The following is a 26607-nucleotide window of genomic DNA, read 5'->3' as shown; positions in this document are numbered from 1 at the left end:
TGCGTAGTACCTATTGCTATATCATATAAACCCAACAGGCCCGTGACTGCTGTTTCGGCTTTAGGTCAGCCTTTGCTGCTACCTCTCCTTGAATGCCTTTTCGAAGGTGCTAGTTATGGGTGTCAGAAGATAATTCAACAGAGTGCGGGAACGCGTTACCACAAACACTTCTGCAGGCATTCCGTGATACAGCTTAAGGTTTTTGAATTTTCCCGAATGGGCTGACTTGGGGATTACTACTCTCAGCGAATAATACTTAGCACCGCTCGGGTCAGTCAGCGCGTCTGCGGAGACCTGAGTCACTATACCATCAATTAGCCCAAACTTACGGATGTTATAGGCACTAAGCCTAACCTTAGCCCGCAATCCGCCATGTTCCCCGCTAGTGATCAAATTTTCCTCAACAGCCATAGCCGATAGCACTTCCTCTATATTTCTGGTGGGCATCTTGGCGTCTATTATTAGGTCGTCATCTGCTGGTACTACTTCCAGTATTGCGCCCCCGGGAGGTATAACTCCTCCCTCAGTGTGGTATCTCAACCCGGTGACAATACCGTTCTGTGGTGACCTGATAACCGTGCGCTTTAGCACGTCCTCGGCCGCCATTAATCTCTCCCTGAGATCTGTTACTGCGGCGTCAGTTTCCTTAAGCTCAGAGTTGGTCCTATCTAACAGGGTGTTTGTGATATGGATCATCTCCAGCTGGTTCTCCCCGATTTTCTGTTCCGCGCTCGCAATTTTGGCCCGGATGTGGCCTAACTTTCCTTCTGCGTCTGCGTGTGCGCGTTCGAGGTTCAGTATATATGGCTTGCTTATATACCCCTCCTTGAGCAAACTTTTCTTCGTCTCAAGTTCCTCGCTGATCAATTTGTACTGCTTTTCTTCTGACTCAAGCTGAGCAGCCAGCCCCGACAGTTCCTGGTTCAGCTGCTTTATACGTTGTTCCAGTATTTTCAACTGACCGGATATGCTTTTCCGCTGCGAATAAAACAGCTCCCTTTGGTTTCCCAACACCTTATCCACCACGTCTGCGTTTGACAAATCATGAATTCCCGGCGGGAAGTCAATATTTCCGGAGCGATTCTTGGTTGCCAGCAGTCTAGCCTCTGTTGCGAGCAGAATCAGCATCTTTTCCTTGATTATTCCCAGATTGGCTTTCGCTGCCGTATCGTTGAGCAGCACAAGAGGCTGGCCCTTACTAACCGCATCCCCGTCCTGCACAAGTATCTGATGGATTATGCCTCCCTCAAGGTGCTGTACTACCTGTCTGTTCAGTGACGAGACTACCTCCCCGGGTGCTATGACAGCGCCGTCTAGTGGCGCAGTTGCCGCCCATATTCCGAAAAAGCCAAAGAACGCTATCACAACAACTAGTCCAACAAGCAATGGCCCCCATGAAGCTCTGAGAGCCTCATTTGCACCCTCCTTTTCTATTCTAAACACGAAACTTATAATCCCATCTATTAGGGATAGTGACTTTTCTACAAACTTGGATCTCCCGGTGCCATTTTCCTTTTCTTTGTGCAGGGAGTTGTGTCCTAGAAGCCTAGGGAGGGAGAAATCCAACCTCGCCATGGACATTGCCTTAGCAATTTTACCGTACATAATCCTGGGCATGGAAAGAACAGAACAGACTTAATATCACGAAAAGGCCACCACAGAAATTTATTTTTGTATTTACCACAGATGCCAAACGCATTTTAACTAGTCGAGACGTACATCAAAAACCCTAAATACCTTTGGCAGCATGTTTTTTGCAGAGTTCTTTAATTTCTGCAGTGCAATTACCGACTCGATGCGTCGATGCATAAACGACAGGGTTTCTGAGGCATCTTCGGAAGTATCCTGTGCCAGATGGATAAGTGACGAAATATACACGGAACCAGCAGTCCACCTTTTGGTGTAATAGCTAAAATTAGTTGAGGAATCGCCGGCTAGGCGCCAAACCGCGTCCATAACTTTAAAAACGAGAGAAGCAAAAACGCAAGTGTTGTGTGGTAGCAATGAAAAGCGGAGTATAGACTTCACAAGCTGTCTGGAATTTGGAAATGATGCATTGTAAAGTATGCACAACTCAAGCAGGTGGCCAACCTTATCGCGCACTCTCGGCAACTCAGTGGGGCTTCTGCTCTGAAAAGAGCGGGTAATGTGGTCTATTAGCTCTTCATGAAAATACTCTAGCACGTTGTGGATGCCCTTGTGGAACTTGCAAAAGCTGTTCTCCAGGCCTAGCCTCTTGCATGCCTCGCGCAAGGTCGCGTCGCTCACCCCCATGTGCGGCATAAGCGATATGGCCTCGTCGCTTATCCTGCGTACTTCACAGCCCTCAAGGCTGCGTGATGCACCTGTAGTATGCTCCATAACCAAGGCGAGATTAGCAACCGTGGCATTGTACCACGGGTGCGCACGAAATACATTCAATTAGTTTTCTGTATGCAATGAGGCTATAACCGTTTAAAGGGTATATGACCCTGCAAACGAAAATTGTAATTGCCAACAGATGCTGATATGAATACAGGCAAGTAGTCCTGGTGTTGCGCTACATCCAACTCGCTAAGTGCTGCCACGAGTGTGCCATACATGCAACAACCCGCAAGTATTTATGCTACGTCCAGCACGCAAAATCCGCACAGATGCGTGCGCACGGGCATTCTCAATCTGTGTAGCAAGAAGAAGAGCGCATACACACGTGCTAATTCCGGAACCAGTACTTCCGATGTGCTATTTGTGTGACTATCCCCAACTGCTTGCTCTGTGCAGCGATTAAACGTATTGACAGCTGCAATGCTTCACTGTACCATGCTGCCCCGCGGTCGTGGGGTACATGGGTTAGGGATATGGCTTTGCTGCCCCACTGTTGCGGGAAGAAAGTTGCTGTTTTTGGTTTGGGGGAGACCGGAATTTCTGCTGCGCGCTTTCTTGTTAGGGGCGGTGCGCGTGTTTTGGTTTGGGACGATAATGAGCGTGTCCTTCGTGAGGGAAAGAAGCTTTGCCCTGAGTGTGAGTTTGTGCACCCTTACGAATATGATTGGGGTGGGATTGCCGAGCTAGTTCTGAGTCCAGGTGTGCTGCATTCCCGCCACAATGAGCACTGGGTTGTGAAGTTAGCCAAGCGTGTGGGTTGTCGCGTAACCTCTGACGTTGAAATATTCTGCCGTTCCCAGCCAGCGCGCCTAATTGGCGTAACCGGGACCAATGGGAAATCCACTACTGTGGAGCTGATTGGGTGGATTCTGAACTGTGCAGGGATTGACTCGGAAACAGGTGGAAATGTGGGTGGAAAGGGGGCCCTTTCTCTACCCCAGGGGAAAGAGGCGTATGTTTTGGAGCTATCTTCCTATCAATTAGAGCTTATGCATGAGGCAAGTTTGGACATTGGAGTAGTGCTCAACATAGCGCCAGACCACCTCGACGTTTATTCCGGTATGGCTGACTATATCTCCGCAAAGGAAAAGATACTGAAGTTCAGCAACCTGCTAGTGGCTAACTGTGATGATCGTAACGTTACAGCATGCCTCTGCAAAAATGTTGGGCAGGTGATGGAATTTTCGTGTGAAAAAAGACTTGATAAAGGCGTGTCGGTGCTGGATGGCCGCGTATATTTTCATGGCAAGGTCATGGGGATTGGTGACCTGAAGATTGATAGCGCCAGTAATGCTGAAAATATTGCTGCAGCTTATACTGTGGCCAGGAGTCTTGGGGTGCCGGATGAGGTGATTCTGGCCTCTATCAGGGAATTTCCCGGATTGCGGCATCGCAACCAGATCGTTGCAGAAATTGCCAATGTGACCTTTGTCAACGATAGCAAAGCGACAAATGCCGCTTCAGTAGGGAAAGCATTGATGTGCAGGAAAAATGTATACTGGATTGCTGGTGGGAAGAGCAAGGATGGTGGAATAGAATCTCTGCTTGGCCTGTATGCAAATCATATACGCAAGGCCTTCTTGGTGGGAGAGGCGGCCAACGAATTTGCTGTGAGCCTGCAAAGAGCCCAAGTTGAGCATGTCACATGTCATGACATTTATGACGCTGTACGCGCTGCTTTTGTTGAGGCGGTTGCAGATGGAGTAAAAGCCACTGTTTTGCTGTCACCTGCCTGCAGCTCTTTGGATCAATGGAGAAATTTTGAGGAGAGAGGGGAAGCCTTCTGTGCAGCCGTGTCTGAACTCGTGAAGTCTGGCAGGTCGTTGCGCATGACCACTACATGAAGCGCCGCTTACACAGCGCGGCCCAGTCATCTACCACTCTATTCGCGTAACACGGGCGACCAGTGTGCGTTCGAAGCATTGGTTGGAACATCCAAAGTCTGTGTGTTGGTGCCCGTTATGTCAACGGTTACCAGTCTGGACCTGAAAGGATGGGTTGCGGACGGAGGATCCTGCTGCGTGAAGAGAATCACACGTCCGTTTGGGGACCATGAGGGGCTGTCGACCATGTGCCCCTTAGCTAAAAGCCTTTCCCCGCTCCCATCAGGTTTCATTACCCCGATATGGAAATTTTTCCCATCGGCCTTGGTAAAGGCTATCCAATCCCCCCTGGGTGACCACACTGGAGCTGAATACCCGCCCTTACCAGAACTGATTCTACGCTGATTTGTGCCATCCGCATTCATGACGTAAAGCTGTGGCCTCCCGCTTCTATCCGAGTTAAACACTATGGACTTTTTGTCGGGTGAGTAGGAAGCAGAGGTATTTATGGATTTGTTGTTTGTTAGCCTGGTAGACTTTCCGCTTTTCAGGTCTATTGAGTATATGTTTGTGGCGCCCTGCGCAGACTCTGACAGCAAGACATGTTTGCCATCCGGGGAAAACCTGGGGGAAGAATTCACGCCCCTGACCCCTCCCAGCGCGGTTGAGTAACCAGTCTCTAGGTCATGCAATACTATGCTGCCACTTGATTTTGCATAAGACATGTAAACCAGACTCCGTGCATCGGGAGAGAATCTGGGGGTTGAAACAAACTCTCCCGTGCTGGTGATGTACACATTATTGGCGCCATCCTGGTCCATTATCGCGATCCTCCTGGACCCGGGCAATCCTGTTTCTGCCACGTATGCTATGCGGGTGTTGAAATACCCTCCTTCCCCGGTAATTCTGCTGTATATGCTATCAGACATAGAGTGAGCAGCGCGCCGCCAGTTTCCTACCGCAAAGTTGAAGGACTTGCCGGACAACTGCCTGCCCGAAGCCACGTCCCATATAAATAACCTGACCTTCACCCTGTCTTGGGAGAACTCTTTGATGCTTCCGGTTACCAGAACATCCCTGCCCACAGATGTCCAAGCGTCAGAATCGGGCATCCCCTCGGGTGTGGTGCCAAAACCTCCTGCTGGTAGCTTCCAACTTGCATCAAATATCCCGGTGCTATTCAAATCGTGCAACACCACCCTAACGCAGCTCTTTCCCACCTCTTTCTCCAGATTCGTGGAAGAGTGCATAGGTGCAACCGAAATCCTAACCCTTTCAACATTGCCCTTCGTGATGTCAACGCCCAGGGCAGCCACAGCCCCCTGACAACAAAGTAGAAACGCGGAAACCGCAGGAAGCACGCAAGCAAAGAAGAAAACCCGCACCTCAACCTACCACACGTACTCCATCTGCACCTCAACCAAGGGTCTGCCCTTTAAAATACCCTTCAGGGACCCGAACACTACGTCCTTGACATAACTCTTCACGTTCCTTGGTCTTGAGTTAGAAAGCCCAGAGCCGATCTTTCTCGCCATCTCGTTCAGGAGCACTCTATCCTCGGAGCTGTCCAGCGCTCCAGGGGCGATAACCATTGGCTCCTTCACGAGCTCATGTTCCCTGTTCATTAGCAGGGTGACAACCACCATCCCCGCGCTTCTCATCTTCCTGCGCGCAGACATCACGCTGCCCTCAGGGTGACGCAGAAAGTTACCGTCGATCCCGAACATTCCACAGCCCACAGAACCCACCTTCTTGCCCTCGACCAGGTCAATCACGTCTCCCGGAGCAGAAACCACACAGCCCCCTATGCCGCACTCCTTGGCCAACTTAACATGCTCGTACATGTGCATGTACTCCCCGTGTACGGGCACACACAACTTTGGCCTGGTTAGGGAGTATAGGGTGCGAACCTCCTCACGAGACGGATGACCAGACACGTGAACGCCCTCAGTAAACTCCGTCACTACCTCGACTCCCATCCTCACAAGTTTGTTGAACACCCCGAAAATGCGCCTCTCATTGCCAGGAATTATCTTTGAGGAAAAGATTACAGTATCCCCCTCACCGAGCTCGGCTAGTGGGTGGGACCTGCTGGCGAGCCTGGCTGTTGCAGCAAGTGGCTCACCCTGGCAGCCGGTGCATAGGTACAGCACGTTGTGAACCGGTATGCTCCCAGCCTGTCTTGCATCGACAAACTCCGCGGTATCGTCTAGATATCCGCAATCCCGTGCGGCTTGTATAGCCCTGGCCAGCGATCTACCCAGGACTACAACCTGCCTGTTGGATGCCTCGGCAATCTTGCTTAGTGTGTAGATTCTGGCGATATTTGAAGCGAAAAGCGCGATGGCTACCCTGCGTTTACTCTCCTTTACTATGCTGAGAATGTTTTCGTACAAACTCCCCTCGGAACCCGAGCGACCTTCGGTGAATATGTTGGTAGAGTCAGAGATCACAGCCAACAGCCCGTCGTCGCCAAGCCGCTTGAGCTTTTCTACATCAGACACGGGGCCCACCACTGGGTCAGTGTCAAGCTTCCAGTCCCCAGTATGAAGTACGCTTCCGAAGTCCGTGTGAACGGCTACCGCGTGCATCTCAGGGGTGGAGTGCGTCATGTGAACAAACTCGAGCACAAAAGGCCCCAACTCCAGCTTAGATGCTGGATCCACCTCCTCAATTGGAACGCTCATGGAAAACTGGGCCAGCTTGGCTTTAAGCAGAGCCGCGGTAAACTTTGTGGTATACACGGGACACCTAAGATCTGCCCACAGGTAAGGTATAGCACCTATGTGATCCTCATGCGCATGGGTCAAAACTATCCCAAGCAAGTCCTTACGCTTCTTCTTTATGAAACTGACATCAGCGACAACCATATCCACTCCCGGCATCGTGTCGCCGTCAGCAAACCCAGAACCCAAATCAACAATTATCCACTTTCCGTGAGCGTGATACAGCGTGACATTCATGCCTATCTTGCCTACGCCGCCCAGGGGCAGAAAAAAGAACCCGCTACCAAAATCCATTACTAAAGCTACAAAATATCACAACCCAAATACCGGCCATAGATAGCACATATGTACGTGTGTTTAAAGAAAAACATTTGCGTACGAATTTTGGAGGAGGTACAAAGGACCCTACCAGGTCGCTCTGTGTTTTGTAGTTTTCGGGGGAGTTTTTCGGGTGTTAGTTGCTCACCCCCGGGTGCTGTCTGACTTGCCGTGGCGTGTTCCGTCGGTTCGGATTTTTGTGGTTGCTTATGGGGAGTGGTTGTACAGCTTCTTTGATGTTGCAGATGGGGATGCTCCTCCATCTTTTACACGCTACCGCAGTTTTCTTTCTAGTTGTGGGCAACTATGGATTATCGGGTTCCGAGTGCACAAAAGTCGCGGTGCTTGTTCTATCTGTGCTTACCGTGGCGATGGCGTTGTTGCTCGCCATGAAGCATGATGGTCCGAGGGGGTGCATCGGCGACAGGGAGCGGCAGCCAATGCGCTCGATACGATACATGCCCATGCTATATGACTTGACTAGTATTGTCCTCTCCACGGTACTCCTGTGTTCCGTGCCATTTTCGGGAGTGGATTTCACTGGTGAACTTGCGCCCGGATGGATGCCAACCTTGTGTGTGGCTCTTTGTTTCACGCTTCTGTCGCTTTGGTGCACACGTGTCGTCTTCAGAGCTTTGCTAGCGCTTGCGGGGCTATGTGCAAGCTGCTTACCTGCTCTCAACGGTCGGTCTGATGATCTGGTAGGTGATGTGGCATTGTGGGTAGATAGACACACAAGTTCCGAGGTTGGCGCACCTGTCCCACTGGCCGTGTAGCCCGCAGTAGTTTGTGTATGAGATAGTTGCCATATGTCAATAGCCTTTCGTGCCCGACTTTCGAGGGTTTGCATGTTGCTGCTTGTCCCGTGTGTTTTACCCACATGGTCGGCCGCAGAGGTGTTGTTTTCCTGGTCTCAAATTGTGGTGGACAGCAAGCTGAGTGTAAGGGCGGTTGTACCTTCAGGTGAAGCCTGTCCGGATTTATATGTTGATTCCCAAAGTGTAAAGATGAGCACAAGGGCAGATCCTGAGCCTGGGGCGTTTGAAGATAGGGTGTGTGAGAGCCTGCTTTCTCCATCCTCTACCCCCAGAGTGATAAGAATAGGTAGCAGAAGATTGCCGGACATCAGCGCACGTGTTGGTTATAACCGACGCGATGGGCTTGCCAGGATTGTTTTTGTTGGAGATACGGGGTGCAGGGTATCAAGGTTGTTGGAGCAAGACTGCAAATCACCTGACAAGTGGCCGCTACGGCAGGTTCTAAGCGGAATTTCAAACCAAGACCCCGACCTGGTTGTGCACGTCGGAGACTACCTATACCGAGAGGTAGAGTGCACTGATGAGTCAAAGTGTGACAAACGCATCTACGGGGACAAATCCTCCACCTGGGCGGAGGACTGGTTACTTCCCCTACAGTCGGTGTCTGATAAGCTTGTTTTTCTCTTTGTGCGCGGAAATCACGAAAGTTGCAATCGTGCCTATAAAGGCTGGTTTCGGTATCTGGACGCGTATCCGCTTTCGAAGCAACGCTACGAGAACTGCGAGAAAATTACTGATCCATGGGTTCTTGATCTGGGGCATTGGGATATGGGTGATGTGGGGTTCTATGTATACGATTCTTCGTCAAGTGATGAGATTTTTCATCGTGGTAGTGATGTTCAAAGTATGCGGCAAAAGTTTCTCAAGGGTATAAGTTCGGTCCGGAGTTCGCAGATGTGGCTACTGACGCACCGGCCTCTATGGGCCTATTGGAAATACGGAATGGAGTACTACGGCAATGTCCCGCAGACCAGAGCTATTGCGGAGGTTATGCCTGAAAAGTTCGTTGCTGTGGTTTCTGGTCACGTGCATTTTGCGCAGATCCTATCAATGCGTAGGGACGAGCACGATAAAAAAGGTGGTGGAGCGTGCTCTCAACAGGCATCTGGTCGTGCATGCATGAAGTCGATAACGCAAATAATCTCTGGTAATGGGGGTGCGCACCTTAACGCAGTAAAAGGCGAACAACCCATGGCAGCGCTGTCTTTGCCCACTCGGGGAGGCAGCGTGGGTGCCGGCTTGAACAAAATTGCGAAGTCCGCGTACAGAAGCCTGGCTCTTCATGGCTTTGTTATAGACGACGTGAGTACGCTAGGCGGATTCGGATTTTGCAGGGTTGATATTCCGGTGAATGGTGAAGGGCACCCTGTCACGCAAGGTAAGCAGGCTGCAGTTACGTTTCACGGCGTGGGTGGCGAAGAGTTAAGGAAATTTTTGGTTGCTACCACGTCTCCAACCGGGTTGCGGCTTAACAGGTAGGGTAGTTGTACTTGCGATATGGCATACTATGCGGCGTCGCGGCGCTTATTCGGGATGTAAAGAATGTGTGAAAAAAAATCAGAATTGTATTGACTGGGGTTTACGATTCCCTTATAAGTAGAGCTGCTCTTGCTATCCCCGGGGACGTGGGTAGCGCTTTTCAAGTGGTTTTAGGTTCTTTTGCATGCCCACTATCAATCAGCTGGTGCGTCGCCCTAGGAGGCCTCGTGAGTCGGCTAACAAAGCTCCTGCGCTCCAGCACAATCCCCAAAAGAGGGCTGTGTGCGTTAAGGTTTACACTACCACTCCCAAGAAGCCCAACTCAGCCCTGCGTAAGGTTGCTAGGGTTAGGATTGCCGGGTATGGTAGCGAGGTCATAGCGTACATACCCGGTGAGGGACATAACCTTCAGGAGCACTCTGTTGTTCTCATAAGAGGGGGGCGTGTCAAGGACCTTCCTGGTGTGCGCTACCACATAGTGCGTGGTGCCCTCGATGCCAAGGGTGTGCAGGGGCGGAAGAAGGCTCGCTCCAAATATGGAGTTAAGCGCGGTGTCTAGTTTTTATTTGGTGGTTTATGTCTCGTCGTCGAAGAGTTTCTAGGAGGCCGGTAGTCTCTGACGGGGGGCCAGGCGGCGTCCTGCTGGCGCGCTTCACAAATGTAGTGATGAGCAGGGGGAAGAAGGCGCTGGCGGAGAAGATAGTGTTCGGGGCGCTGAAGATGGCTGAGTCTAAGTCGGCTGGTGAGAGCGGGGTGTCGATATTCAACGCTGCCGTCTCCAACGTTATGCCCCGGATGGAAGTTCGCTCCAGAAGGGTTGGTGGTGTTACTTACCAAATTCCTGTGGAGGTCAGAGAAGAAAGGTCCACTTCGCTTGCCCTTAGGTGGATAGTGAAGGCTGCGCGTACAAACAGGAAGCGCACAAACAAGACTTACATGAGTTGTTTGTGTAATGAGCTTCTTGAAGCCTACAACAAGCGTGGTAGCGCGTGTAAGATGAAAGAGGAGAAGTTCAGGATGGCGGAGGCCAACAAGGCGTTTTCTCATTTCAGGTTTTAGTGAGTTTTGTGTTTTTAAGAAGGGGCATGGGGGGTGAGTAGTAAGGGTGATCTGTCTCGGTGTAGGAATATAGGGATAATGGCGCACATAGACGCCGGAAAAACTACCACCACGGAACGCATACTTTTCTATACGGGAAAACAAAACAGGATAGGTGAGGTGCATGAGGGCGCTGCGTCCATGGACTGGATGGAGCAGGAGCGAGAGCGGGGTATAACCATAACCTCTGCCGCTACTACCTGTTTTTGGAATGATTGCAGGATTAACATCATCGACACTCCTGGCCACGTGGATTTTACCATCGAGGTGGAAAGATCTCTCCGGGTTCTTGATGGGGCCGTGGCCGTTTTTGATGGGGTTGCTGGGGTCGAACCGCAGTCGGAAACCGTGTGGCGCCAGGCTGATAAGTACGATGTTCCCAGAATATGCTTCGTGAACAAGATGGACAGGATTGGGGCTGACTTTTACGCCTGTGTCGATATGATAAAAGAAAGGCTTGGGGCGCTTCCACTTGTGCTGCAGCTGCCTATTGGTGTGGATAAGAGCTTTGTAGGGGTTGTGGACCTGGTTGAGATGAGGTCCATAACGTGGGAGGAGGACTCCCTGGGTGCCAAGTTCAACTACGGGGAAATTCCTGGTGACATGGTGGAGAAGGCGCGGGATTATAGGGCGGCGCTACTTGAGGCAGCTGTCGAGATGAATGACGAGGCAATGAATCTGTACCTTGAGGGGGGAGAGATTTCTGTTCAGTTGCTGAAGAGTTGTATAAGAAGCGGTGTTATCGGTGCGAAGTTTGTTCCCGTGTTGTGCGGTTCTGCGTTCAAGAATAAGGGTGTTCAGCCGCTGCTGGACGCGGTGGTCGACTTTTTGCCGTCCCCTAGCGATATTCCTACCATAGAGGGTGTGAGTGCCGGCGATCCGCAGAAGGTGGTTACCATAAAATCTTCCGTGGATGACAAGTTTGTTGCGCTTGCCTTCAAGGTTATGGTTGATAGGTTCGTTGGCAGCTTGACGTTCATTCGTGTGTACTCTGGTAGGCTTATTGGAAAGTCTGTGGTGTTGAATTCCGCTAAGGGAGTCACAGAGTCTGTGGGTAGGATTCTGCGCATGCATGCAAACAACAGGGAAGATATTTCTGAGATTCAGGCTGGGGATATAGCCGCCCTGGCTGGGTTAAAAAAGACCACTACCGGCGATACCCTGTGTGATCAGAATTTTCCCGTGGTACTCGAAAAGATGGACTTTCCTGAATCCGTTATGGAAATTGCCGTAGAGCCGGTATCGACTGCGGACCAGGAAAAAATGGGCACAGCGCTTAGCAGGCTTGTTGCTGAGGATCCTTCGTTGAAGGTTTTTGTCAACTCTGAGAGCGGGCAGACCATACTCAAGGGCATGGGCGAGCTGCACTTGGAGATTATAGTGGACAGGATGAAGAGGGAGTTTGGCGTTGAGGCGTCAGTAGGTGCCCCCCAGGTGGCGTATCGTGAGACGATCACCAGGTCTGCCGAAGTTGAGTACATACATAAGAAGCAAACCGGTGGTGCCGGCCAGTTCGCCAAAGTGAACATATTGTTTGAGCCATTGCCTCCTGGTTCTGGGTTTGAATTTGAGAATAAGATCACATGTGGGGCCATTCCCAAGGAGTATATACCTGGGGTCCAAAGCGGCTTGGAGCTTATAAAAGAGACGGGTATGATAGCCGGCTTTCCCGTGATTGATTTTAAGGCCACATTGTTTGACGGGGCGTTCCATGAAGTTGACTCTAGCCCCCTCGCTTTTGAATTGGCAGCCAAGGGCGCGTTTAGGGAGATGGCCAACAAGGCGGGTCCAGTTCTGCTAGAGCCCATAATGCGTGTAGAGATCATAACTCCTGATGAGTACATGGGAGATGTGATAGGTGATGTAAATAGCAGGCGCGGTAGGGTTGCGGAGATGCAGGACCGCCACAATACCAAGCTCATTACTGCCTTCATTCCGCTTGGCAAGATGTTTGGGTATGTGAAGGATTTGCGTTCCATGTCTCAGGGGAGGGCTCAATACAGTATGTATTTTGCCCGTTATGAGAGGGTGCCGGAGAGTGCCGTAGATAATGTTATGAAGAAGTAGTAGATCGGTAATTTTATGACAGAAGGGAGAAAGCCGCACATAAACGTAGGTACGATAGGGCATGTTGACCACGGGAAGACCACGTTAACGGCTGCGCTTACTGCGGTATTGACAAGAAGGCTCAGTGGGGCGAACAAGGTAGTGAAGTACGACGAGATAGACAAGGCACCTGAGGAGAGAGCTCGTGGCATTACCATTTCCACAGCGCATGTAGAGTACGAGACGGAGAGCAGGCACTATGCGCATGTAGACTGTCCTGGTCATGCGGACTACATAAAGAACATGATAACTGGTGCTGCGCAGATGGACGTGGCGATACTGGTAGTTTCTGCGACTGATGGAGCGATGCCACAGACTCGTGAGCACATACTACTAGCCAAGCAGGTGGGTGTGAAGGACATAGTCACATGGATAAACAAGTGTGACGTGGTTGAAGATGAAGAAATGCTGTCGATAGTTGAGATGGAGGTCAGGGAGCTTCTGAGCAACTATGGGTATGACGGTGACAGTGTTGACGTAGTTAGGGGGTCTGCGGTCAAGGCATTGGAGGAAGGTTCTGATGGTCCGTGGAGTGAGAAGATCATGGAGCTAGTTGGGGCACTGGAGAAGATAGAGCTCCCGGTTAGAGAGAAGGACAAGCCATTTTTGATGTCTGTTGAAGACGTATTCTCAATTCCCGGTCGTGGCACAGTAGTTACGGGTAGGATTGAGAGAGGAGTAATAAAGGTAGGAGACAAAGTGGACATTGTGGGTCTGAGGGATCTGCAGAGCACGGTGTGCACTGGGGTTGAGATGTTCCATAAGGCCTTAGAGACTGGTGAAGCTGGGGACAACGCTGGCATACTGCTAAGGGGCATCAAGAAGGAAGATGTGGAGCGGGGTCAGGTATTGAGTGCACCTGGTCAGATGTGCTCATACAAAGCATTCAAAGCGGAGGTATACGTTCTGAAGAAGGAGGAAGGGGGGAGGCACACTCCATTCTTCTCGAACTACCAGCCTCAGTTTTACGTACGTACTACCGACGTTACTGGAAGCATAAAGTTACCCAGTGGGGTTGAGATGGTAATGCCTGGTGATAATCTCAGCATCGAGGTCACTCTGGACAAACCTGTTGCTCTTGATAAGGGGCTGAGGTTTGCAGTTCGGGAAGGTGGAAGAACCGTCGGCTCCGGTATCATAACTGAGATTTTGGAGTAATGCGATGTGTAACTGGGAGTGTAGCTCAACGGTAGAGCATCAGTCTCCAAAACTGAGGATATGGGTTCGATTCCTGTCGCTCCTGCCATAGATTTGTGAGTGTTTTTGGCTATGATAGGCAGCTTTACTAGGTTTTTGTGTGATGTCAGGCAGGAAGTGTTGCAGGTCTCCTGGGCTTCCAAGAGGGAGGTGCTTGTGTTCTTGCTGATAGTTTTGATGACCGTGGTTGTTTCATCCATTCTGTTTAGTTGCGTGGATTTTGTATTCTTGAGGCTTGTTAAAATAGTGCTAGGAGTTGTGTATGCAGCATGATGATAGTGGGCACGAGTGGTACATAGTTCAGGTGTCTTCTGGGAGCGAGGAAAAGGTTGCCCAGATGATTCTTGAGAGGTCGCAGCAGCTTGGTATGTCTGGTGTTTTTAGTGAGGTCTTTATCCCGTACGAGGAGGTTACCAGGATAAAGTACAACAAGAAGGTCGCGATGCGCAGGAAGCTGTCCCCGGGATACGTGTTTTTGCACATGAAGCTCAGTGATGATGCTATAAATTTTGTGCGCAGGGTCCCCAAGGTGTCAAATTTCCTCTTAGACGATGCGGGCGTGCCTAAGGTCATACCGTCATCCGAGATGGAGACGATGCGTAGCAGTATGTGCCAGGCTGTTTCTAGTGGCACTAGCTCGGAAGTCTGCAGTTTCGAGGTGGGTGATGAGGTAGTAATAAATGATGGATTGTTCCAGGACTTTAATGGCAGGGTAGAGTACGTCAATGAGGACAAAAAAGTCGCGGGGATAAGCGTAATGATATTTGGCAGGCTTACCAAGATCGAATTCAAATTGAGCAGTATACAAAAGGTGGAGGAATAGCTTATGAGCAGCGCTGCGTTGCTTTCAAGAATAAATTTGGTAATTGAAGCGGGAAAGGCCACGCCTGGTCCCAAAATCGCTTCCGTGCTCGGTCCGCGCGGTATTCCTATGCCAAAGTTTTGCAAAGAGTTTAATGATGCCACGAGTGCGCAGGGGGTTCCTTACGAGATAGGGGATCTGGTGACTGCCAGGATAAGTGTCTACGCTGACAATAGTTATGGTTTTTCTGTTAGTGATTCGCCTGTGTCGTTTCTGTTGAGGAAAGCTGCTGGGGTTGTTAAGGGGTCTTCCAGCCCAGGTAAGGAAAGCTGTGCGAGTGTTAAGATGTCTGAGGTTGTTAAGATCGCTGAGCGGAAGATGGCTGATATGAACGCTGATAGCGTTGAGTGTGCGGTTAAGATGGTAGTCGGAACCGCGAAATCCATGGGCATTGTTGTTGAGGAGTGATTTGGGAGGGTTACGTCTGTATGTCTGGTGATGGTAGTTCCTACAGTGCCGAGGAGGGGATCCGTGAGCTTTTGCAGTCGGCTAAGGCAAAGTTCCGTGAATCTGTTGATGTTGCTATCAAGTTAAGCGTTGCTGACTCCAAATCTGGAGAATCAGTCCGTGGAGCGGTTGTTCTGCCAAAAGGCCTGGGTCGGGAGGTTAGAGTAGCGGTCTTTGCCAAAGGTGAGCATGCTAAACATGCCTCAGATGCGGGGGCGGATGTTGTAGGAGATGAAGAACTGATTGAGGAGATAAAGAAAGGGCGCAAGCTAGACGTGGACTGGTGTATCGCCACTCCCGATTTTATGCCGCAGATTTCTGCGATCGCGAAGATTCTGGGCCCTAGGGGCTTGATGCCCAATCCCAAGTTCGGTACCGTCACACTTGAACTTGCAAAGATGGTTGGCGTAATAAAGTCCGGGCAGGTGAAGTTTAAATCTGATAGGTACGGAATTGTGCACGTGAAGATTGGGGATGTAAGCTTTACTCCGGAAGATCTGCTGGAAAATTTTAACGCCGTGGTTGTTGCCGTGCAAAACCTGAAACCAGCCACTATTAAGGGGTCTTACGTTAGGGGAGTGTTCGTGAATTCTACCATGGGCAGATCTTTCAGAATAGCCGGCATCGGGTAGGCGGTTTTGTGCGTGAATTAAGTTGAGGTTTAGGGTGAAGCGCGTCAATAAGGAAAGGCATCTAGGTAAGATAGAGGGTGTGTTTACGCAGTTTGGGAGTTTTGTGCTTGCGAATTTCCGCTCCATGACTGCTGGAGATTTTGCCGCTCTTAGGAAGGAGCTGAAGGCTGGGGGATGTGGCATTACTGTTGTGAAGAATAGCATTGCCAAGATTGCGTTAAAGCAGGTTGGAAAGGCGGACGGGCTAGAAGATAAGTTGCGCGAGGCCGTGTTTATAGCTTACTCCGAGGACATAGTCACGGTGTCTAAAATTGTGAACAAGTTTGTCAGGGCGACTGCCGGTAAGATTACCTTCGTGTGTGCGTATGATGGCGGGCAGGTGCTACCTGCGGACAGAGTGATATTTTTTGCTAGCTTACCGTCGTTACGGGAGTTGCAAGTCAGGATAATGGGTCTTATAGGCTATGGGGTTCCTATGAGGTTGGCTAATTGCCTCAGAGCTATCGGTGGGACGTAGCAGTGAGGGTCATTCGTGGTATTTGGCGCTGTCGTATTGTTAAGCGCGGTTGTGCCGACTCCGTTGGTTGGAGGTGGGGTTTTCTGTGTGCCCATTTTCCTTCCTGAGGCTGTCGGGGGTATATTTGTGGGGGTTTTGTTATGAGTAGTGTTGATTTGGATTCTTTAGTTGAGCAGATTTGTGGCCTTGACTTGTGTAGCGCTGCCGCTCTGGTGGAGAAAATAGAGGATAAGCTTGGGTTTCCCAAGGGTGGATTGCTTACCGCCATGCCTGCTGCTGGGGGTGCAGCTCAAGGTGCGGAGGATTCCGGCGGTGCGGAGCAAACAGAGTTTGTTGTGATGTTTGATGGGTATGCACCGGAGAAGAAGATTGCTGTCATAAAAGCTGTGAGGGAGTGCACCACCCTGGGCCTGAAGGAAGCAAAGGACTTTGTTGAGCAAGAGGGCTCAAGAGAGCTGGTTGAGGGCAAGAAGTACAAAAAGGCCGAGGCTGACGAGGTGAAGAAGAAGCTTGAGGATGCTGGGGCAACAGTAAGCGTAAAGTGACCTTGGGTTTGTATTTGGTGGTTTTTTGAGGGAATTAATGTCTTCTGCGGGTGGTTCTTCTGGTCCCGGGTATGTGCTGAATGATTTTGACGCTGTTCCTAGGCTCTCTTACGCGAAATCCATAGACATTCGCGACTCTTTGACGGATCTCATAAGGATACAGAGAGATTCTTATGACGCGTTCATAGGCATAGACAGGGGTGGTAGCAGCGGTATACAGAGCATCTTTCAGGCCATGTTCCCCATACGCGATCTCCTGGGCAGAGCAGTACTCGAGTTTGTGGGTTACAACATAGGTGAGCCGCAGTATGATGAGTACGAGTGTATCAAGCGTGGGATTACCTTCTCCGTTCCCATACGGATTACTCTGCGCTTTGTTGTGTGGAAAGTGCAGGAGGTATCCTTCAAGGAAGTCAAATATGTAGTTGATGAAGGAACCTCGGAGCGCAGCGTCAAATACATGAAGGAGCAGGAGGTCTCCATTGGTGATTTGCCGATGATGACTTCTTATGGGACTTTCATAATAAACGGCATAGAGCGGGTTATAGTTTCACAGATGCACCGTTCCCCTGGGGTCTTTTTTGACAGCGACAAGGGTAAAACTTATAGTTCAGGTAAACTCATATATTCCGCGCGCGTTATACCTTATAGGGGCTCTTGGCTCGATTTCGAATTTGATATCAAAGACATAATTTATTTTCGCATAGACAAGAAGAGAAAGCTTCCCGTTTCCTACCTGTTGAAAGCCTTGGGAATGTCAAATAATGACATCCTTGATTCCTTTTATGACAAGGTGCTTTATGTGAGGTGCGACAAGGGGTGGAGGGTGCCGTTCATTGTTGACCGCTTCAAAGGCGTGCGTCTTTCCTACGATCTCATGGATGTTGACGGCAACGTGCTTGTGAAAGCCAATACCAGGATTACTTTGAGAATTGCGAAGAAGCTGCACGCTGACGGGCTTAGGGAGTATTTGGTTCCGTTCTCTGGCATTGCTGGGATGTTTGTTGCGACTGATCTCGTGGATCCTGGTAGTGGTGCCGTTATCATACACGCTGGTGAAACCATAACACCTGAGCACATTGTGAAACTGGAGCTGTTCGACATCAGCGAAATTGCGTTTTTGAATATCGATTTTCTTACAGTTGGTCCGTACGTGTTGAACACGCTGTTCCTGGACAAAAATATGACACAGGAAGATGCGCTGTTCGAAATTTACAGGGTGCTCCGCTCTGGAGAGTCCCCCAATCTTGATGCGGTAAGGTCCTTTTTCAAGGGACTGTTTTTCGAATCGGAAAGGTACGACCTGTCGGTTGTTGGTAGGATCAAGCTAAACAGTCACCTGGGTCTTGATGTTGACGAGAACCTAACCGTGCTTACCAAGGAAGATATAGTGCAGGTGGTGAAGAAGCTGGTTCTGCTGCGTGATGGTGAGGGTGTTGTTGACGACATAGATCATCTTGGCAACAGGAGAGTTAGGTCTGTTGGAGAGTTCATTGAAAATCAGTTCAGGATAGGGATTTTGCGGTTAGAGCGCATGATTATGGACTACATGTCATCGGTGAATTTTGACAATGCAATGCCCTGTGATTTCGTCAACCCCAAGGTGCTAGCTACCGTACTTAAAGACTTTTTCAGCTCCTCGCAGCTGTCTCAGTTTATGGATCAGACGAATCCTCTGTCTGAAGTCACACACAAGCGTAGGCTGTCTGCCCTGGGTCCCGGTGGTTTGACAAGGGAAAGGGCGGGCTTTGAGGTGCGTGACGTGCATCCCACACATTATGGAAGGATATGCCCGATAGAAACTCCAGAAGGTCAGAATATTGGCCTGATAAGCAGCCTTGCGATATATGCCAAAATTAACAAGTATGGGTTTATCGAGAGCCCTTACCGCAAGGTTGAAAATCGAGTGGTGACAGATAAGGTGGAATACCTGTTGGCAATGCAGGAGGGCGACTATTACATAGCTGATGCTGGGGCGGCCATAGACAAAAACAACCGTTTTGTGGATGATATGCTCTACTGTAGACATGGCGGTAACTTCGTGATGGTGAAAAGCGAGGATGTTGACTATGTCGACGTTTCTCCCAAGCAAATAGTGTCTGTAGCGGCCTCCCTCATTCCGTTTTTGGAGAATAACGACGCGAACCGTGCTCTAATGGGTTCGAATATGCAGCGTCAAGCTGTGCCCCTGTTGAAGTCTGAGGCCCCCTTGGTCGGCACTGGAATGGAGTCCGTGGTTGCTGCTGGGTCTGGTGCGGTGGTGCTGGCGAAGCGAGATGGTATCGTGCACCGCGTAGATGGGTCCTATATAGTGATCCGGGCTTTTGACTCCAGCAAGGACGAGTGTCTGGGCGTAGATATCTACAGGCTTAGGAAGTTTCAGCGCTCCAATCACAACACTTGTATTAATCAGCGGCCTGTGGTTAGGCTCGGGGACTATGTAAAGGCCAATGATGTAATTGCGGATGGTTCGGCGATTGATAGAGGGGAACTGGCACTTGGAAAGAATGTACTTGTGGCCTTTATGTCCTGGCAGGGTTACAACTTTGAAGATTCTATAGTGATTTCGAGTGACGTTGTTAAGCGGGACGTGTTTACCTCCATACACATAGAAGAGTTTGAGTGTGTTGTAAGGGATACTCCTCTGGGCCCCGAAAAGATAATGCGATCTGTGCCTGATGTGAATGAAGAGAGTCTTAGTCACCTGGACGATGTTGGGATTGTAAATATCGGTGCTGAGGTCTCTGCAAGTAGCATCCTAGTGGGTAAGGTTACACCTAGGCCTCCGGTGTCTCTTCCTCCTGAGACAAAGCTGCTCGTTACCATTTTTGGTGAGAAGGTCTTCGATTGCGTCGACTCCTCACTTTATCTGCCGCCTGACGTTGAAGGGACCGTGATAGACGTTCATGTGTTCGTAAGGCGTGGGGTGGAAGAGAACGATAGGTCGCTGCTAATCAAGCAAAGCGAAATAAGTAGCTTTGTGAAGGAAAGGGACTATGAAATCGACGTTGTGAGCGAGTACTTCCACGATGAGCTTAAAAAACTTCTTCGCAATGCGGGGGTAAAGGTCAAGGGGCACAGCGACCTTGATAGCTTTTTTGCTGAGGCATCTGACGACGCCCTATGGAACACCGGGCTTGCTGATGTGAAAGTTGCGGATAAAGTTAAGGATATGAGAGAAAGATTTGACTCCATTGTCGGCGAGGCGCATCGCAAGTTTGAGCAGAAAGTGGATAAGCTGAACTACGGCTACGATTTACCGCAGGGTGTGTTGACAATAGTCAAGGTGTTTGTGGCGGTTAAGCACAATTTGCAGCCCGGGGATAAGATGGCCGGTAGGCACGGGAATAAGGGTGTGATATCGAGAATCGTTCCCGCGGAAGATATGCCGCACTTAGAGGATGGAACTCCGGTGGACATTATCCTGAATTCTCTGGGTGTACCTTCCCGTATGAATATTGGGCAGATTCTGGAAACCCATCTAGGTTGGGCTGCTGTAAATCTGGGTAAGAAGATAGGCAGGATACTCGATGGAGGTGGGCCGTCCATGATTGCTGACCTGAGGGATTTTCTGGATAAGATTTACGATGGGCAGAAGTTAAAGGACGACGTAGCGTCAATGTCAGATGAGGCACTGCTGGTGTTTGCCAATAGGCTGAGAAAGGGGGTGCCCATGGCTGCTCCGGTGTTTGAGGGCCCGAAGGATGCGCAGATTTCCAAGTTGTTGGAGCTTGCCGAGGTTGATCCGTCTGGGCAGGTGGATCTTTACGACGGGCGTCTGGGTAAGAAGTTTGATCGCAAGATCACCGTTGGGTACATATACATGCTGAAGTTACACCACCTGGTTGATGACAAAATACACGCCAGATCTGTGGGCCCATATGGCTTGGTGACCCAGCAACCTCTGGGTGGTAAATCCCACTTTGGAGGGCAGAGGTTTGGTGAGATGGAATGTTGGGCATTGCAGGCCTATGGTGCAGCATATACCTTGCAAGAAATGCTTACAGTGAAATCTGATGACATTGTGGGTCGGGTAAAAATTTATGAGTCCATAATAAAGGGTGATAGCAACTTTGAGTGTGGCATTCCGGAGTCATTCAACGTTATGGTTAAGGAACTGCGCTCCCTGTGTCTCAATGTTGTGCTGAAGCAAGATAAAGAGTTTACTAGTGGCGAAGTGGAGTAGGGATTTATATTATGAAGATGCTGGATTTGTACGGCTATACCAGTATAGCGCAGTCGTTTGATAAGATTTGCATATCTATCGCTAGTCCTGAGAGCATCAGGGCGATGTCTTACGGCGAGATTAAGGATATCTCCACTACCAACTATCGCACATTTAAGGTTGAAAAAGGCGGTCTTTTCTGCCCGAAAATCTTTGGTCCTGTGAACGATGACGAGTGTCTTTGTGGGAAATACAGGAAGAAGCGGTACAGAGGCATAGTGTGCGAGAAGTGTGGGGTTGAGGTCACTTCTTCCAAGGTGAGACGGGAAAGAATGGGGCATATAGAGCTCGTTTCCCCTGTTGCGCACGTGTGGTTCTTGAAGTCCTTGCCTTCCCGTATAGGGGCGTTGCTTGACATGCCCATGAAGTCTATTGAAAGCATCCTCTACAGCGGCGACTTTGTGGTTATTGATCCTATGACTACCCCGTTTTCCAGGGGGGAAGTCATAAGTGAGAGCGTTTACAACCAAGCCCGAGATGCATACGGAGATGAGGGTTTTGTTGCCTTGACTGGAGCTGAGGCCATAAGAGAATTGCTGGTAAGGCTGGATCTCGGTGCAATCAGGTCTGGATTGAGGAGCGAGCTTGAGTCCACCTCCTCTGAAATGAAAAGAAAAAAGGTGGTCAAAAGATTGCGAATTATTGAGAACTTTATCGCTTCAGGCAATAGACCTGAGTGGATGATACTGACCGTGATTCCCGTGTTGCCGCCGGATCTGAGACCCTTGGTTTCTTTGGAAAATGGCAGACCTGCGGTTTCTGATCTGAATCACCACTACAGGACGATTATAAACCGTAATAACAGGTTGGAGAAACTGCTCAGGCTCAACCCACCCGCGATTATGATCCGCAATGAAAAGCGAATGCTGCAAGAGGCTGTGGATGGGCTTTTCGATAGCAGTAGGCGTAGCTACGTTTCAAGTAGAGCTGGAAGCATGGGCTACAAAAAGTCCCTGAGCGACATGCTCAAGGGTAAGCAGGGGCGGTTCAGGCAGAATTTGCTAGGTAAGAGGGTAGACTACTCCGGGAGATCTGTAATCGTTGTTGGGCCTGGGCTGAAACTACACCAATGTGGTCTGCCCAAGAAGATGGCTCTGGAGCTTTTCAAGCCGTTTATTTGCTCTAAGCTCAAGATGTACGGGGTGGCGCCAACCGTGAAGCTTGCGAACAAGATGATTCAGAGCGAGAAGCCGGAGGTTTGGGATGTCTTGGATGAGGTAATAAAAGAGCATCCGATATTGCTAAACAGAGCCCCCACCCTGCACAGGCTGGGTCTGCAAGCGTTTGATCCGGTGCTCATAGAAGGTAAGGCCATACAGCTACATCCGCTCGTGTGTAGTGCTTTTAATGCGGACTTCGACGGAGACCAAATGGCGGTGCATGTTCCTCTATCCCTCGAGGCACAGCTTGAAGCCAGGGTGTTGATGATGTCGACAAACAACATTCTTAGCCCCTCAAACGGTAGGCCGATCATTGTTCCATCCAAGGATATTGTTCTGGGAATATATTACCTGACGCTGCAAAAGGCGCACGCGCCCGACCAGGAGGTTATGGCCTTTGGAGAGTTCAGTCACGTGGAGTATGCCCTGCATGAGGGGATAGTGCACACATCTTCCAAGATAAAATACAAGATGCAGCGCTCTAGTGATGACGGTACCGTCGTGAGCGAGGTTGTTGAGACGACTCCGGGTAGGCTGATTCTGTGGCAGATTTTTCCCAAGCACAAGGATCTGACTTTCGATCTTGTGAACCAGGTGCTTACTGTGAAGGAGATTACGTCTATAGTTGACTTAGTGTATAGAAGTTGCGGGCAGAAGGAGACGGTAGAATTTTCTGATAAACTGATGTGTCTGGGCTTTCAGTGCGCATCGCAGTCTGGTATCTCCTTTGGTTGCAAGGACATGGTTATTCCTGATACCAAAGCGGCGCACGTGGAAAATGCGAGCGAAAAGATCAAGGAGTTTTCCATCCAATATCAGGATGGATTAATTACTCGGAGTGAGCGCTACAACAAGGTTGTGGACGAATGGTCCAAATGTACGGACCTAATTGCCAGAGACATGATGAAGGCGATATCTTTATCTGACGCAGAGGGAAAGTTGAATTCCATCTACATGATGGCGAACTCTGGTGCCAGGGGTTCTGCATCTCAGATGAAGCAGCTAGCCGGCATGCGTGGGCTCATGGCCAAGCCTTCTGGTGAGATCATCGAAACTCCGATTATCTCAAATTTCCGTGAGGGATTGAGTGTGTTTGAGTATTTTAACTCCACCCATGGAGCGCGTAAGGGGCTTGCTGATACTGCGTTGAAAACTGCAAACTCGGGGTATCTTACCCGTAGGCTTGTGGATGTAGCGCAAGACTGTACAGTTGTTGAGTATGACTGCAAAACCAAAGGTGGGGTTGTTGCCAGGGCGGTGATAGAAGGCGGCGCTGTTGTGGCAACGCTTGACAGCGTGGTGCTGGGTAGGGTTGCTGCTGTTGACACTTATAACCCCGTGACCGGGGAGTTGCTGTTTAGTGCTGGTGAGCTAATAGACGAGGGGAAGGTTGAGAAGATAAAAGCGGCTGGATTGGATGCGGTGAGGGTGCGGTCCCCGCTGACTTGTGAGTCCAAGAAGGGGATTTGCTCGCTGTGCTATGGTAGGGATCTTGCTGTTGGGGATTTGGTGTCTATAGGTGAGGCTGTTGGTGTAATAGCTGCACAATCTGTAGGTGAGCCTGGTACTCAGCTGACCATGCGTACATTCCACGTTGGCGGCACCGCTATGAGGGGTGTGGAGGTGTCCAACCTAATAGCTGTGTTGGATGCCAAGGTAAAGTTGGTGAATAGCAACGTGGTCACCGACAAGTATGGAGATCAAATAGTGATGAGTCGGTCATGTGAGGTGGTGCTCCTTGATAGCGTTGGCAACGAGAAGATGCGGCATAGTGTGCCTTACGGTGCAAAGCTTTACGTTTCGGATGAACAGCCGGTTAAGATGATGGACAAAATGGCCGAGTGGGATCCTTACACTATACCTATCATTACAGAAAAGACGGGGACCATAAAGTATGTTGACCTTATCTACGGTGTGTCTATAAACGAAGTTTTGGATGAGTCCACCGGCATATCGAACAGGGTCGTTATAGACTGGAAATTACATCTCCAGGGGGCAAATTTGAGGCCGAGGCTGGTGCTTCTGGATGAGGATGGCAACATTGCAACTTTGTCTAATGATCTGGAGGCGAACTACTTTGTGCCTATAGGTGCTGTGCTAAACGTTCAGGATGGACAGAAGGTGCATGCGGGAGATGTGATTACCAGAATACCCAGAGAGTCTATTAAGACTAGAGACATTACTGGTGGGCTACCCAGGGTTATTGAGCTGTTTGAAGCGCGTCGCCCCAAGGAACACGCTATTGTGAGTGACGTTGATGGCTATGTAGAATTTGGCAAGGATTATTATCGCTCCAAGCGCCGCATATTCATACGACCTGTAGATAAAAGCCTTCCTGCAGTGGAATATTTGGTGCCCAAGGGTAAGCACACAATAGTGAACGAGGGTGACTTTGTGCACAAGGGTGATCTGCTTATGGATGGGGATCCAGACCAGCATGATATACTCAGAGTTTTAGGAGCGGAAGCCCTGGCCAGCTATATGATTTCTGAAATACAGCAGGTATACAGACTGCAGGGTGTTAGGATAGACAACAAGCACATTGAGGTTATCCTCAGGCAGATGTTGCAGAAAGTGGAAATCACCGATCCGGGTGATACTATGTACCTGGTTGGTGAACATGCCGGCCGTGAAGAAGTGATGCGGTTAAATCGGAAGCTGGAAGAAGCTGGAAAGAGGACCGTTGCATATGTGCCGATTCTTCAGGGTATTACCAAAGCAAGTCTTGACACCAACTCTTTCATTTCCGCAGCTTCGTTCCAGGAAACCACTAAAGTCTTGACCGAAGCGGCGTTTTCCGGAAAGGAAGATTCTCTATACGGACTGAAAGAGAATGTAATAGTTGGTAGGCTAATACCCGCGGGTACGGGGTTCATTATGAACAAAGTGAAGAAGTTGGCGATGCTTGATCAGAGTGACTATGCAACCTACTATAACAGCGAACTTCGGGAGATCATGGGCGATCTAGGTAATGAGTTGATTGCGGAGAGTGAATCCTCTTCGTGTCGCGGTGGCGAGGGCCATTTGGGGAATGGCGGCGGAGTTTTAGACTACTGATACTTAGGTGTGCAGTCTGGATATCACGTGTTGGCCGCCGCTGCCCGCTGGTTACCCGGTGCCACAGGTGGTGGGGTAGTGCAGCTGCAGTTGTACAGGTAGTCCCTCCTCGCATTCTGTTGATAGCTGCTTTACCGGGGCGAACGTGCTCCTGTGATGAGTAGTTTTGCCGTGCAGCTTTATCGATATCATGTGTGCTTTCGTGCCGTACCCGCAGTTTTGGTTCCAGCCGTATTCCGGGTGCTGCTCATGTAGCCTCTTCATAAATCTGTCTCGTGTTACCTTTGCGACTATCGATGCCGCGGCTATTGAGGTGCTGATACTATCACCCCCGACGATGGTTTTGATTGCCCAAGGTAAGTTTGGGGTCCTGCTACCGTCGACTAACACAAGGTCCGCTTTCACACCCAGGTTTTGCAACGCCCTTTTCATCGATATGTGTGATGCAACAAGTATGTTGTGTTTCTCTATTTCACAGACACGAGCGAAGCCCACCCCGTATTTTGCGTGTGATACGATCTTACAAAATAGCTCATCCCGTTTCTTAGGAGAGAGCATTTTTGAATCTTTAATGTCCCCTATGTAGCCATGTTCCCGCTCTGGTAGATACACTGCCGCCGCGACCACTGGGCCTGCTATTGCCCCGTACCCTACCTCGTCAACTCCCACGATAACTGAGATTGTATCAGACTTGAGCTGATCTTCTATCGCAAAGCTGGGCATGTGATTAGTAAAACCGGTCGCGCAACAGATATAGCGGGTCTGTTGCAATATTACAAGTACAGACTCGCTGGGAACCGGTGCATAGATTTCAACTTCACGATGGGGATGCAACACAATGTGCTGCAAACCAATGGGATAGATCCAAATATCATGCAACGTGTATGTAAGACAGATATACGCACTAAGGGTGGTAGAAGCGTGACGCAGGAAGTTAGATTTGACGTAAAGCATAGTGTGTAGACACACATTTTTGTCCTGCGGTGGGGTAGTAAATACTTGTGCAGTGCGAATGTTTTTCTTGATCTCCCATGCAAAGGTTGCTACGCTCCAAGCTTATTATGTTAAATTAGGTATACTGTACGCGCAACTTGATTTACAGTATGCGTACTACAACGTGCGGCAGTTGGCACTTTCTATATTTTGAGTATGTCATTGTGGCGAAATTCTCCCCAGTGGTTTTTATGATATTATGGAATATCGCTGATATAGCACGAATACGCGTCTGATATA

21 protein-coding genes and 1 tRNA gene are annotated in these 26607 nt (G+C 49.8%); 17 read left to right on the top strand and 5 right to left on the bottom strand.

What is annotated here, in order from left to right; all coding sequences use genetic code 11:
* Positions 1 to 78: 78 nt before the first annotated feature.
* Both ACIS_RS04375 and ACIS_RS04370 read right to left on the bottom strand, forming a co-directional pair.
* Positions 79 to 1617: an HlyD family type I secretion periplasmic adaptor subunit gene (locus tag ACIS_RS04375; RefSeq protein ID WP_012880969.1), complete on the bottom strand. Its 1539-nt coding sequence runs from the start codon at positions 1615 to 1617 to the stop codon at positions 79 to 81.
* A gap of 87 nt (positions 1618 to 1704) precedes the next feature.
* On the bottom strand, positions 1705 to 2361 hold the full coding sequence (locus ACIS_RS04370) for a COQ9 family protein (RefSeq protein ID WP_041651284.1): 657 nt from the start codon (positions 2359 to 2361) through the stop codon (positions 1705 to 1707).
* Between the two features lie 476 nt (positions 2362 to 2837).
* Here ACIS_RS04370 and murD point away from each other — a divergent pair, with 476 nt between their 5' ends.
* A complete protein-coding gene (murD, locus tag ACIS_RS04365; protein WP_012880967.1) occupies positions 2838 to 4208 on the top strand; it encodes a UDP-N-acetylmuramoyl-L-alanine--D-glutamate ligase in 1371 nt (456 codons plus the stop codon).
* Between the two features lie 38 nt (positions 4209 to 4246).
* Here murD and tolB read toward each other — a convergent pair whose 3' ends face one another.
* Together tolB and ACIS_RS04355 are read right to left on the bottom strand one after the other, a co-directional pair.
* The gene (tolB, locus tag ACIS_RS04360) at positions 4247 to 5572 is read right to left on the bottom strand and encodes a Tol-Pal system beta propeller repeat protein TolB (RefSeq protein ID WP_012880966.1); all 1326 of its coding nucleotides are present in this window, start codon (positions 5570 to 5572) and stop codon (positions 4247 to 4249) included.
* A 6-nt stretch (positions 5573 to 5578) separates the two neighbouring features.
* Entirely contained in the window at positions 5579 to 7207 is a 1629-nt protein-coding gene (locus ACIS_RS04355; protein WP_012880965.1) for a ribonuclease J, read from the bottom strand.
* Positions 7208 to 7440: 233 nt separating this feature from the next.
* Here ACIS_RS04355 and ACIS_RS04350 point away from each other — a divergent pair, with 233 nt between their 5' ends.
* The 15 genes from ACIS_RS04350 to rpoC all read left to right on the top strand — a co-directional run bounded on the left by ACIS_RS04350 (position 7441) and on the right by rpoC (position 25374).
* Positions 7441 to 8007: a hypothetical protein gene (locus ACIS_RS04350; protein WP_012880964.1), complete on the top strand. Its 567-nt coding sequence runs from the start codon at positions 7441 to 7443 to the stop codon at positions 8005 to 8007.
* A 72-nt stretch (positions 8008 to 8079) separates the two neighbouring features.
* Positions 8080 to 9528: a metallophosphoesterase family protein gene (locus tag ACIS_RS04345; protein ID WP_012880963.1), complete on the top strand. Its 1449-nt coding sequence runs from the start codon at positions 8080 to 8082 to the stop codon at positions 9526 to 9528.
* 184 nt (positions 9529 to 9712) lie between these two features.
* Positions 9713 to 10087 (top strand): 30S ribosomal protein S12, encoded by a 375-nt coding sequence (rpsL, locus tag ACIS_RS04340; RefSeq protein WP_010263054.1) that lies wholly within the window; start codon positions 9713 to 9715, stop codon positions 10085 to 10087.
* A 17-nt stretch (positions 10088 to 10104) separates the two neighbouring features.
* Positions 10105 to 10587 (top strand): 30S ribosomal protein S7, encoded by a 483-nt coding sequence (rpsG, locus tag ACIS_RS04335; RefSeq protein ID WP_012880962.1) that lies wholly within the window; start codon positions 10105 to 10107, stop codon positions 10585 to 10587.
* A gap of 33 nt (positions 10588 to 10620) precedes the next feature.
* Entirely contained in the window at positions 10621 to 12693 is a 2073-nt protein-coding gene (fusA, locus tag ACIS_RS04330) for an elongation factor G (RefSeq protein WP_012880961.1), read from the top strand.
* A 15-nt stretch (positions 12694 to 12708) separates the two neighbouring features.
* The gene (gene tuf, locus ACIS_RS04325; protein ID WP_012880528.1) at positions 12709 to 13890 is read left to right on the top strand and encodes an elongation factor Tu; all 1182 of its coding nucleotides are present in this window, start codon (positions 12709 to 12711) and stop codon (positions 13888 to 13890) included.
* 14 nt (positions 13891 to 13904) lie between these two features.
* A tRNA-Trp gene (locus ACIS_RS04320) sits at positions 13905 to 13978 on the top strand.
* 23 nt (positions 13979 to 14001) lie between these two features.
* Positions 14002 to 14202, top strand: a complete 201-nt coding sequence (secE, locus tag ACIS_RS04315) for a preprotein translocase subunit SecE (RefSeq protein WP_041651601.1) — start codon at positions 14002 to 14004, stop codon at positions 14200 to 14202.
* A complete protein-coding gene (gene nusG, locus ACIS_RS04310; RefSeq protein ID WP_012880959.1) occupies positions 14192 to 14752 on the top strand; it encodes a transcription termination/antitermination protein NusG in 561 nt (186 codons plus the stop codon). Before secE ends, nusG begins: the two co-directional genes overlap by 11 nt.
* Before the next feature lie 3 nt (positions 14753 to 14755).
* On the top strand, positions 14756 to 15199 hold the full coding sequence (gene rplK, locus ACIS_RS04305) for a 50S ribosomal protein L11 (RefSeq protein ID WP_012880958.1): 444 nt from the start codon (positions 14756 to 14758) through the stop codon (positions 15197 to 15199).
* A 20-nt stretch (positions 15200 to 15219) separates the two neighbouring features.
* Positions 15220 to 15870 carry a 50S ribosomal protein L1 gene (rplA, locus tag ACIS_RS04300; RefSeq protein ID WP_012880957.1) on the top strand — a complete coding sequence of 217 codons (651 nt, stop codon included), beginning with the start codon at positions 15220 to 15222 and terminating at the stop codon, positions 15868 to 15870.
* Positions 15871 to 15904: 34 nt separating this feature from the next.
* Complete coding sequence (rplJ, locus tag ACIS_RS04295) at positions 15905 to 16387, top strand: 50S ribosomal protein L10 (RefSeq protein WP_012880956.1); 483 nt, start codon at positions 15905 to 15907, stop codon at positions 16385 to 16387.
* A 140-nt stretch (positions 16388 to 16527) separates the two neighbouring features.
* Positions 16528 to 16932, top strand: a complete 405-nt coding sequence (gene rplL / locus ACIS_RS04290) for a 50S ribosomal protein L7/L12 (RefSeq protein WP_012880955.1) — start codon at positions 16528 to 16530, stop codon at positions 16930 to 16932.
* A 37-nt stretch (positions 16933 to 16969) separates the two neighbouring features.
* Entirely contained in the window at positions 16970 to 21118 is a 4149-nt protein-coding gene (rpoB, locus tag ACIS_RS04285) for a DNA-directed RNA polymerase subunit beta (protein ID WP_012880954.1), read from the top strand.
* A gap of 11 nt (positions 21119 to 21129) precedes the next feature.
* Positions 21130 to 25374, top strand: a complete 4245-nt coding sequence (rpoC, locus tag ACIS_RS04280) for a DNA-directed RNA polymerase subunit beta' (RefSeq protein WP_012880953.1) — start codon at positions 21130 to 21132, stop codon at positions 25372 to 25374.
* A gap of 51 nt (positions 25375 to 25425) precedes the next feature.
* On the opposite strand, the gene ACIS_RS04275 is transcribed toward rpoC, so the two are convergent.
* Positions 25426 to 26097, bottom strand: coding sequence for a ribonuclease HII (locus tag ACIS_RS04275; RefSeq protein ID WP_012880952.1), 672 nt, complete (start codon positions 26095 to 26097; stop codon positions 25426 to 25428).
* Between ACIS_RS04275 and ACIS_RS04270 the strand changes: the two genes are divergently transcribed.
* The gene (locus ACIS_RS04270) at positions 26098 to 26337 is read left to right on the top strand and encodes a hypothetical protein (RefSeq protein WP_012880951.1); all 240 of its coding nucleotides are present in this window, start codon (positions 26098 to 26100) and stop codon (positions 26335 to 26337) included.
* Positions 26338 to 26607: the final 270 nt, after the last annotated feature.

This window comes from Anaplasma centrale str. Israel (assembly GCF_000024505.1).
Lineage (GTDB): Bacteria > Pseudomonadota > Alphaproteobacteria > Rickettsiales > Anaplasmataceae > Anaplasma > Anaplasma centrale.
Note: the sequence above shows the minus strand (reverse complement) of the source record. Positions and strands in the feature narration are given on the sequence as shown.

Excerpts from the sequence above, each read along its gene's own strand:
- rpsG (WP_012880962.1), top strand. The coding sequence starts at position 10,105 with ATGTCTCGTCGTCGAAGAGTTTCTAGGAGGCCGGTAGTCTCTGACGGG.
- murD (WP_012880967.1), top strand. The coding sequence starts at position 2,838 with ATGGCTTTGCTGCCCCACTGTTGCGGGAAGAAAGTTGCTGTTTTTGGT.
- rpoC (WP_012880953.1), top strand. The coding sequence starts at position 21,130 with ATGAAGATGCTGGATTTGTACGGCTATACCAGTATAGCGCAGTCGTTT.
- rplK (WP_012880958.1), top strand. The coding sequence starts at position 14,756 with ATGAGCAGCGCTGCGTTGCTTTCAAGAATAAATTTGGTAATTGAAGCG.
- rpsL (WP_010263054.1), top strand. The coding sequence starts at position 9,713 with ATGCCCACTATCAATCAGCTGGTGCGTCGCCCTAGGAGGCCTCGTGAG.
- ACIS_RS04375 (WP_012880969.1), bottom strand. The coding sequence starts at position 1,617 with ATGCCCAGGATTATGTACGGTAAAATTGCTAAGGCAATGTCCATGGCG.
- tuf (WP_012880528.1), top strand. The coding sequence starts at position 12,709 with ATGACAGAAGGGAGAAAGCCGCACATAAACGTAGGTACGATAGGGCAT.
- ACIS_RS04350 (WP_012880964.1), top strand. The coding sequence starts at position 7,441 with ATGGGGAGTGGTTGTACAGCTTCTTTGATGTTGCAGATGGGGATGCTC.
- ACIS_RS04370 (WP_041651284.1), bottom strand. The coding sequence starts at position 2,361 with ATGGAGCATACTACAGGTGCATCACGCAGCCTTGAGGGCTGTGAAGTA.
- rplA (WP_012880957.1), top strand. The coding sequence starts at position 15,220 with ATGTCTGGTGATGGTAGTTCCTACAGTGCCGAGGAGGGGATCCGTGAG.
- secE (WP_041651601.1), top strand. The coding sequence starts at position 14,002 with ATGATAGGCAGCTTTACTAGGTTTTTGTGTGATGTCAGGCAGGAAGTG.
- rpoB (WP_012880954.1), top strand. The coding sequence starts at position 16,970 with ATGTCTTCTGCGGGTGGTTCTTCTGGTCCCGGGTATGTGCTGAATGAT.
- rplL (WP_012880955.1), top strand. The coding sequence starts at position 16,528 with ATGAGTAGTGTTGATTTGGATTCTTTAGTTGAGCAGATTTGTGGCCTT.
- ACIS_RS04275 (WP_012880952.1), bottom strand. The coding sequence starts at position 26,097 with ATGCCCAGCTTTGCGATAGAAGATCAGCTCAAGTCTGATACAATCTCA.
- nusG (WP_012880959.1), top strand. The coding sequence starts at position 14,192 with ATGCAGCATGATGATAGTGGGCACGAGTGGTACATAGTTCAGGTGTCT.
- ACIS_RS04355 (WP_012880965.1), bottom strand. The coding sequence starts at position 7,207 with ATGGATTTTGGTAGCGGGTTCTTTTTTCTGCCCCTGGGCGGCGTAGGC.
- ACIS_RS04345 (WP_012880963.1), top strand. The coding sequence starts at position 8,080 with ATGTTGCTGCTTGTCCCGTGTGTTTTACCCACATGGTCGGCCGCAGAG.